Annotated in this window: 10 protein-coding genes; 8 read left to right on the plus strand and 2 right to left on the minus strand. The window is 71.7% G+C overall.

The features are described from left to right. The first annotated feature begins 212 nt into the window (after positions 1-212). The 8 genes from coaD to ACTIR_RS0102580 all read left to right on the plus strand — a co-directional run bounded on the left by coaD (position 213) and on the right by ACTIR_RS0102580 (position 5,823). The gene (gene coaD, locus ACTIR_RS0102545) at positions 213-692 is read left to right on the plus strand and encodes a pantetheine-phosphate adenylyltransferase (RefSeq protein WP_026453113.1); all 480 of its coding nucleotides are present in this window, start codon (positions 213-215) and stop codon (positions 690-692) included. A 209-nt stretch (positions 693-901) separates the two neighbouring features. Then, the gene (locus tag ACTIR_RS0102550) at positions 902-1,597 is read left to right on the plus strand and encodes an SPFH domain-containing protein (protein ID WP_026453114.1); all 696 of its coding nucleotides are present in this window, start codon (positions 902-904) and stop codon (positions 1,595-1,597) included. Between the two features lie 87 nt (positions 1,598-1,684). Then, positions 1,685-2,290 (plus strand): YceD family protein, encoded by a 606-nt coding sequence (locus ACTIR_RS0102555; RefSeq protein WP_026453115.1) that lies wholly within the window; start codon positions 1,685-1,687, stop codon positions 2,288-2,290. Positions 2,291-2,367: 77 nt separating this feature from the next. Beyond that, positions 2,368-2,550: a 50S ribosomal protein L32 gene (rpmF, locus tag ACTIR_RS0102560; RefSeq protein ID WP_007025814.1), complete on the plus strand. Its 183-nt coding sequence runs from the start codon at positions 2,368-2,370 to the stop codon at positions 2,548-2,550. A 10-nt stretch (positions 2,551-2,560) separates the two neighbouring features. Continuing rightward, entirely contained in the window at positions 2,561-3,358 is a 798-nt protein-coding gene (rnc, locus tag ACTIR_RS0102565; protein WP_026453116.1) for a ribonuclease III, read from the plus strand. 12 nt (positions 3,359-3,370) lie between these two features. Further along, the gene (mutM, locus tag ACTIR_RS0102570) at positions 3,371-4,258 is read left to right on the plus strand and encodes a bifunctional DNA-formamidopyrimidine glycosylase/DNA-(apurinic or apyrimidinic site) lyase (protein WP_026453117.1); all 888 of its coding nucleotides are present in this window, start codon (positions 3,371-3,373) and stop codon (positions 4,256-4,258) included. A 90-nt stretch (positions 4,259-4,348) separates the two neighbouring features. After that, entirely contained in the window at positions 4,349-4,672 is a 324-nt protein-coding gene (locus tag ACTIR_RS0102575) for a PadR family transcriptional regulator (RefSeq protein ID WP_007025811.1), read from the plus strand. Next, on the plus strand, positions 4,669-5,823 hold the full coding sequence (locus tag ACTIR_RS0102580; protein WP_026453118.1) for a DUF1700 domain-containing protein: 1,155 nt from the start codon (positions 4,669-4,671) through the stop codon (positions 5,821-5,823). Before ACTIR_RS0102575 ends, ACTIR_RS0102580 begins: the two co-directional genes overlap by 4 nt. A 67-nt stretch (positions 5,824-5,890) precedes the next feature. Here the strand turns inward: ACTIR_RS0102580 and ACTIR_RS0102585 are convergent, their stop codons facing one another. Both ACTIR_RS0102585 and ACTIR_RS21285 read right to left on the minus strand, forming a co-directional pair. After that, positions 5,891-6,412, minus strand: coding sequence for a YflT domain-containing protein (locus ACTIR_RS0102585; RefSeq protein ID WP_026453119.1), 522 nt, complete (start codon positions 6,410-6,412; stop codon positions 5,891-5,893). A gap of 136 nt (positions 6,413-6,548) precedes the next feature. Next, on the minus strand, positions 6,549-6,969 hold a 421-nt coding region (locus tag ACTIR_RS21285), incomplete at its 5' end, for an ROK family protein (RefSeq protein WP_034237945.1).

Below are 6,969 nucleotides of genomic sequence, written 5' to 3' on the forward strand. Positions count from 1 at the left end.
CGCCGTGGCCGCAGGGGTGCCATCCCCTGCGCACCCGCCGGTACGGCGACACCGCCCTGCACCGCGCCGAATATCTCCCCGGGGACGCGCCCGGGGGCGGGTGAGGACCGGTGTCCGCGCGGGCGGCCGTGCGGCGGCGCGGGCGGGTGTGATCAACGGCGCGTCCGGCGTGTATTGCGTGGCGTGTCCTGGCGCTTGGTAGCGTCCGCGCCATGCGGCGAGCGGTCTGTCCCGGCTCCTACGACCCGGCGACCAACGGGCATCTCGACATCGTCGAACGGGCGGCCGAGCTGTTCGACGAGGTCGTCGTGGCCGTGTTGATCAACAAGAAGAAGCAGGGCCTGTTCTCCGTCGAGGAACGGATGGAGATGCTGCGGGCCACGACGGCGCACCTGTCGAACGTCCGGGTGGACTCGTGGCACGGCCTGCTCGTGGACTACTGCCGGGACAACGGGATCGCCGCCATCGCCAAGGGCCTGCGCTCGGTCAGCGACTTCGACTACGAGCTGCAGATGGCGCAGATGAACCGCGAGCTGTCCGGTGTCGAGACGCTGCTGATGTCGAACAACCCGACGTACAGCTACCTGTCCAGCTCGCTGGTCAAGGAGGTCGCCACCTACGGCGGCGACGTCACCGGCATGGTCCCCGACCTCGTCCGCGACCGCCTCCGCACCAAGTTCCCGGACTCCTGACCCGGCGCCGGTCACTCCCCGTGGTGCCGTGAAGGACCCCTTCCCTGCCTGCGACGCAGCGAGGGCCCCCTTCACTGCGTCCGGTGCCGTGAAGGGGTCCTTCACGGCGACCCCCCGGTGACACGCTGCGGGGTGGTGCCACCACCGCGCGGGGTGAGCGGGCAGACTGGGGGTGTCGCGTGGGAATCGATGGCCGCGAGGGAGTTGGCGTGTACCGGGTGTTCGAGGCTCTCGACGAGCTCGTCACGATCGTGGAGGAGGCCCGCGGGGTTCCGATGACCGTGAGCTGCGTCGTTCCCCGTGGCGATGTGCTGGAACTGCTCGACGACGTCCGCGACGCCCTGCCCGGGGAGGTGGACGACGCCCAGGACGTGCTCGACAAGCGGGACGAGATCGTCCGGATCGCCCGGGAGCAGGCCGAGTCGACGGTGAACTCGGCCAACGAGGAGGCCGAACGCCTGCTCACCGAGGCCCGGGAGCGGGCCGAGCAGCTCGTGTCCGAGGCCCGTGCCGAGGCCGACCGCACGGTGGCCGAGGGTGAGGCCGAGTACGAGAACCTCACCGAACGCGCCCGCGAGGAGTCCGACCGCATGGTGCAGGCGGGCCGGGACGCCTACGAGCGTTCGGTCGAGGACGGCAAACACGAGCAGTCCCGGCTGGTGTCGCAGACCGAGGTGGTGCAGGCCGCGCACGACGAGGCCGCGCGGATCGTCGACGAGGCGCACGCCGAGGCCGACCGGCAGCGCGCCGACTGCGACGCCTACGTCGACGACAAACTGGCCGAGTTCTCCGAGCTGCTGTCGACGACCCTGCGTACGGTCGACTCCGGCCGCAACCACCTGCGGGGGACGCTCGGCCCCGGTTCGCGCGCGACGAGCCACGAGTACGACTATCAGGCGCAATGAGCGCCTCCGGTCGCGTACGCTGGTGAGGTCGGCACCGGTCCACGGTCGTCGGCGTCCGTTCCGTTCCGCACCGCGCAGAAAGCCCCGATGTCTTCCCAGCAGAGTTCGAGCCCGCAGCGCACCGACGCGCGCAACCCGTGGCTGTTCGACACCCACGAACTCGGCCGGAGCCCCGGTTCGAGTCACCACCTGCGCCGCGAACTGCCGGCGACCACCGCGTTGGGCGTGCCGGACGTCGTCGTCGTCGCCGAGGGCACCACGATCACGGTGGACCTGCTTCTCGAATCCGTGGTCGAGGGCGTGCTGATCACCGGCACCGCGCACACCACGACCGAGGGCCAGTGCTCGCGGTGCCTCGATCCGATCACGGGCGAGGTGGACGTCCAGCTCACCGAGCTGTTCGCCTACCCCGACTCCACCACCGACGAGACCGCCGAGGAGGACGAGGTCTCCCGGATCGTCGACGACATGATCGACCTCGAACCCCTCGTGCGGGACACGCTCGTGCTCGCGTTGCCGCTGGTCCCGTTGTGCAGCGACGACTGCGAGGGCCTGTGTTCGGGATGCGGCATGAAGTGGGCCGAGCTCGAGCCCGGACACGGGCATGAGACGATAGATCCCCGGTGGGCCGCGCTGCTGGACCGTCTGGAGGACACCTCGGGCGGCGAGACGGCGAACGGCTCCGACCGGTAATCCGGTCGGGCGTGAAGTCCGACCGTTCGCAAGCACACCCGCGTCACGCGGGCAGACCTTGATGAGGAGACCCAGCCGTGGCCGTCCCCAAGCGGAAGATGTCGCGCTCCAACACCCGCTCGCGCCGGTCCCAGTGGAAGGCGACCCCCGTGCAGCTGGTGCCCTGCCAGAACCGCGCCTGCCGTGAGCTCAAGCCGCAGCACGTCGCCTGCCCGACATGTGGCCAGTACGCCGGTCGGCAGGTCGTCGAGCCGGCCTGAGGTCGTCGGTATGGGGGACAAGTCGCCCACCGGGCCCGCACCGGATCCGGCGTCCCTGCGCGACGCACTCGCCGTCGAACTCGACGACGAGCTGCTGACCCTCGCCCTGACCCACCGCTCGTACGCCTACGAGAACGGTGGGCTCCAGCCCAACGAACGGCTGGAGTTCCTGGGTGATGCCGTGCTCGGCCTGGTGGTGACCGACCACCTGTACCAGCGGCATCCCGACCTGCCGGAGGGGCAGCTCGCGAAGCTGCGGGCCAGCGTGGTGAACATGCATGCGCTGGCCGGCGTCGCCCGTGAACTGGGCGAGGGGGGACTCGGTGCGCACCTGCTGCTCGGTAAGGGCGAAGAACTCACCGGCGGCCGGGACAAGGCGAGCATCCTCGCCGACGGGCTCGAAGCCGTGATCGGCGCCGTCTACCTGGCGCACGGGATCGAATCCGCCCGCTCGCTGGTGCACCGGCTGTTCGGCGACCTGCTCGCCGAGGCCCCGTTGCGGGGTGCGGGCCTGGACTGGAAGACGAGCCTGCAGGAGCTGACGGCGTCGGCCGGACTCGGCGTGCCGGAGTACAAGGTCGTCGACACCGGGCCGGATCACCGCAAGGAGTTCAACGCCGTCGTGCTCGTCGGTGGGCGGTCCCTCGGGGAGGGGGACGGCACCACCAAGAAGGAGGCCGAGCAGAAGGCCGCCGAGTCGGCCTGGCGCGCGCTGAACGAGGAGCTGCGGAGCCACCCGCCCGCGACGGCCGGGGACGGGACGGACGCCTCGGCGGACGCCGCGGTCCCGGCCGACGACACCGAGTAGGCGGGCGCACCCGTGCCCGAACTCCCCGAGGTGGAGGTCGTGCGCGCCGGTCTCGAACAGCACGTCGTCGGCCGCACGATCACATCGGTCGAGGTGCTGCACCCGAGGGCCGTCCGCAGGCACGAGGCGGGCGCGTCGGATTTCGTGGGGCGCCTGCTGGAGGCCACCGTCATCGCCGTGCGCCGCCGGGGGAAGTACCTGTGGCTCGATCTCGGGCCGACCCCGGAACCCGGCGAGGCGCCCGAGGAGGGGCTGTTGGCTCATCTCGGGATGAGCGGGCAGATGCTGATGCGCCCCCCGGGCACTCCCGACGAGCGGCACCTGCGGGTGCGCATCGGCTTCGCCGACGGCGGTCCGGAGCTCCGGTTCGTGGACCAGCGCACGTTCGGGGGTCTCACCCCGGTGGAGCTGGTCGACGTCGACGGCACCCGCGTGCCCCGGCCCGTGGCGCACATCGCCCGCGACCCGAGGGACCCGCTGTTCGACCCGGTCGCGGCCGCCCGGGCGATCCGGCGGCGCCGCACGGAGATCAAACGGGCGCTGCTCGACCAGACCCTGGTCTCCGGGATCGGCAACATCTACGCCGACGAGGCGCTGTGGCGGGCCCGGCTGCACGGGACCCGCCCCACCGACCGGCTCACCGCACGTCAGGCGCGGGAGACGCTGGACGCCGCCGCCGCCGTGATGGGCGAGGCGCTGGCGGCGGGCGGTACGTCGTTCGACGCGCTGTACGTCGACGTGAACGGGGAGTCCGGTTATTTCGAACGCGACCTGGACGTCTACGGGCGCGAGGGCGAGCCGTGCCGACGGTGCGGCACGCCGGTGATCCGGGAGCCGTTCATGAACCGTTCGTCGTTCAGCTGCCCCCGTTGTCAGCGCCGTCCGAGGACACAGAGCTAGGCATATCCCGAGGTGGTCCGTAGGGGTCGTCGTCCGCGCACTACTACGCAATGCGTGGTAGTGTCGCTCGCGCACTAACTGGAGGAACCGGTGGAGATCAGTCAGCTACTGAAGGGCGTACTCGACCTCGCGGTGCTGGCGGTGCTGCGGGACGAGGACGGTTACGGCTACGACGTCCTGCGCAGACTGCGTCAGGCGGGGCTCGACGAGATCGGGGACGCCTCGGTGTACGGCACGCTGCGCCGGCTGTACAAGGCGGGGCTGCTCACCTCGTACGTCCAGGCCAGCGAGGAAGGCCCCCACCGCAAGTACTACAGCGTCAACGAGCTGGGCCGTGCGCGTCTCGCCGAGTCGGCGGCGACCTGGCGCGGTTTCGCGGCGACCATGGACAGCCTGTTGGGAGAGGCAACATGAGTTCACACACCCGGCCCGCCGTACGCGCCTATCTGGCCCGGGTGCGCACGGCACTGTCGGACCTCCCACCCGACGAGGTCGACGAGATCGTCGAGGACGTGCGGCCGCACCTGGCGGAGATCGCCGATGGCCTCGGGGAGGACGCGACCCTCGCGGCGATGACCGCCGAACTCGGGTCCCCGGAGGACTACGCGGCCGAGGTCCGCGCCGCGGGCGACTATCCGCCACCCCCGCGACCGTCCGGCGACGGTGACCGCACCGCGGCCCCGGTCTCCGGGCTGGCCCCGCGGGCCGCGTTCTGGGGCCTCGCGCTCGGAGTCCCCGTCGCCGCGCTGCTGGGACTGGCGCTCGGCCTCACCCACGAGGCCGCACCGCGTGCGCTGTTCGCCTACCTGGTGCTGGTCGGGGTCGGGATCGGGCTGGCGGCTCTCGCCGCCTCGACACGGGGAACGGATCAGATCCGCGACCTGCCCGAAGTGCGGTGGCTGGCCGCCCGGAGCGGGCTTCCGGCGCGGTTGTGGACCCTGCTGGGCGTGTTGTCCCCGCTCGGGTGGTGGTTGGCCGCGGCGGTGCTGGCGCTGCTGGGCGTGCTCCTCGCGGCGGACGACGGGTGGCCGGCGCTGCCGTTGATGATCGGCCTCGCCGCGCTGGTCCTGTGGGCGGGTCCGCGGTCCCGCACCGACCACCGGAAGCTGTGGGCGACACTGCCGGTGACCGCGTTCGTCACGGGCACGGCCGTCGGCCTCGCCGGCGCCCTGCTGGGATCCGCCGTGGAGACACCGCACGCGAGCCCGCACGACAACGTGTACGGAGGCGCGACCGGGGAGGGCACCGGGGAGCTGTTCCACGACGGGGAGCGCCTCGACAACCTCTACGTCTTCGACGCCGAGGGGAATCCGCTGACCGACGTCTACCTCTACACCGAGGACGGACGGCCGCTGTCGATCCCCCGGTACGGGTGCGACGAGCACACCTCCGCGCGGATCCGGACGGGTGCGGACAACCTGTTCCCCCGCCCGCGCGTGGAGACGGGTGCCGTGGACGACCACGGCACCTTGGGTGGCTACAACGCCCACCGGCCCGTCTGTGCGGAGCGGGAGGGGGTGCCGTTCACGGTCGCCGTCCCCACCGAGACGCCGGGCGGGAACTGATCGGGGGTCCCGCCCGGCCGTCGGGACCGGACGGGACGCCGCCGGTGGCGTTCCGGTTCGCGTCCGGTCAGAACCCGTTCGGTCCCGACATCGCCAACTTGCCGAGCAGGTCCCGCCCGCGTTCGGCGTTGCGGGGTTGGCAGAGGACGTCGTAGCGACGGGCGACGAGCTGGCTCTGCGACACGAAGTCCCGCTTGCCCCGGGTGGCCGCGTAGCCGGCCGCGGCGAACGCCACGCCGAATCCGACACCGGAGATCAGACCGATCACGATCGGTGCCAGGCCCGCTCCGGGCGTGAACAGACTGAGCAGCAGGCCCACGAACAGACCGAACCAGGCACCGGACCCCGCCCCGCTGCCGAGCACCTTGCCCCAGGTCAGCCGGGACGCGACCCGCTCGACGACCAGGGGATCCACCCCGACGATGGTGACGTCGGAGACCGGGAACTCACTGTCGGCGAGGTGGTCGACGGCACGCTGGGCTTCCTCGTAGGTGTCGTAGGAGCCGATCGGCCACCCCGTGGGCATCGTCGGCAGCTGGGGCGGTTGGGACGCCCTGGTGAACGCCGTCGGGGAAAACGCCGTGGTCATTACTCCCACCTTCGGGTCTGTCGGTTGCTGTCCCGTTCAACGCACGGAGCGTCCCGACAGTGCCCGGAGCACCGCCCGGTGTGCGCAGATCACACGGGGCGCCCGCACTCGGAACCGGGAACGTGCCGGGAACCGGTCAGGCGCGGACCCGCTCGCCCGCGGTGTGCAGGTCCGGAATGCCGTTCGGTGAGCCGGCGTGCAGCCAGCGGCCGAAGTGGCGGACGGAGAAGAGTTCGTCCAGCACCATCCAGGCCGCCCCGACCAGACCGCCCTCCTCACCGAGCCGGGCCTGCTCGATGCGCAGCTCCCGGGTCGACAGGGGCAGCGACCGGCGGTAGATCGTCTCGCGGATGGTGGCGAGCAGGAGGTCGCCGGCGCCCGCGACCCGGCCGCCGAGCAGGATGGTCGACGGGTTGTAGAAGTTCACCAGCGTGGCGAGCAGGGCGCCGATCCGGCGTCCGGCGGCGACCAGGAGTTCGACGGCGGTGTGGTCCCCGGCCCGGGCGGCCGCGGTGACGTCGGCGCCGGTGACGGCACCGCGTTCGTGGAGGGCGGCG

It is taken from the genome of Saccharomonospora iraqiensis subsp. iraqiensis (genome assembly GCF_000430445.1).
In the GTDB taxonomy this organism is placed as follows: domain Bacteria; phylum Actinomycetota; class Actinomycetes; order Mycobacteriales; family Pseudonocardiaceae; genus Saccharomonospora; species Saccharomonospora iraqiensis.

What these genes read in the sequence shown, in the direction of transcription:
- rnc (WP_026453116.1), top strand. Translation starts at nt 2,561, where the DNA reads ATGGGGGACAAGTCGCCCACCGGGCCCGCACCGGATCCGGCGTCCCTG.
- coaD (WP_026453113.1), top strand. Translation starts at nt 213, where the DNA reads ATGCGGCGAGCGGTCTGTCCCGGCTCCTACGACCCGGCGACCAACGGG.
- ACTIR_RS0102555 (WP_026453115.1), top strand. Translation starts at nt 1,685, where the DNA reads ATGTCTTCCCAGCAGAGTTCGAGCCCGCAGCGCACCGACGCGCGCAAC.
- ACTIR_RS0102585 (WP_026453119.1), bottom strand. Translation starts at nt 6,412, where the DNA reads ATGACCACGGCGTTTTCCCCGACGGCGTTCACCAGGGCGTCCCAACCG.
- ACTIR_RS0102580 (WP_026453118.1), top strand. Translation starts at nt 4,669, where the DNA reads ATGAGTTCACACACCCGGCCCGCCGTACGCGCCTATCTGGCCCGGGTG.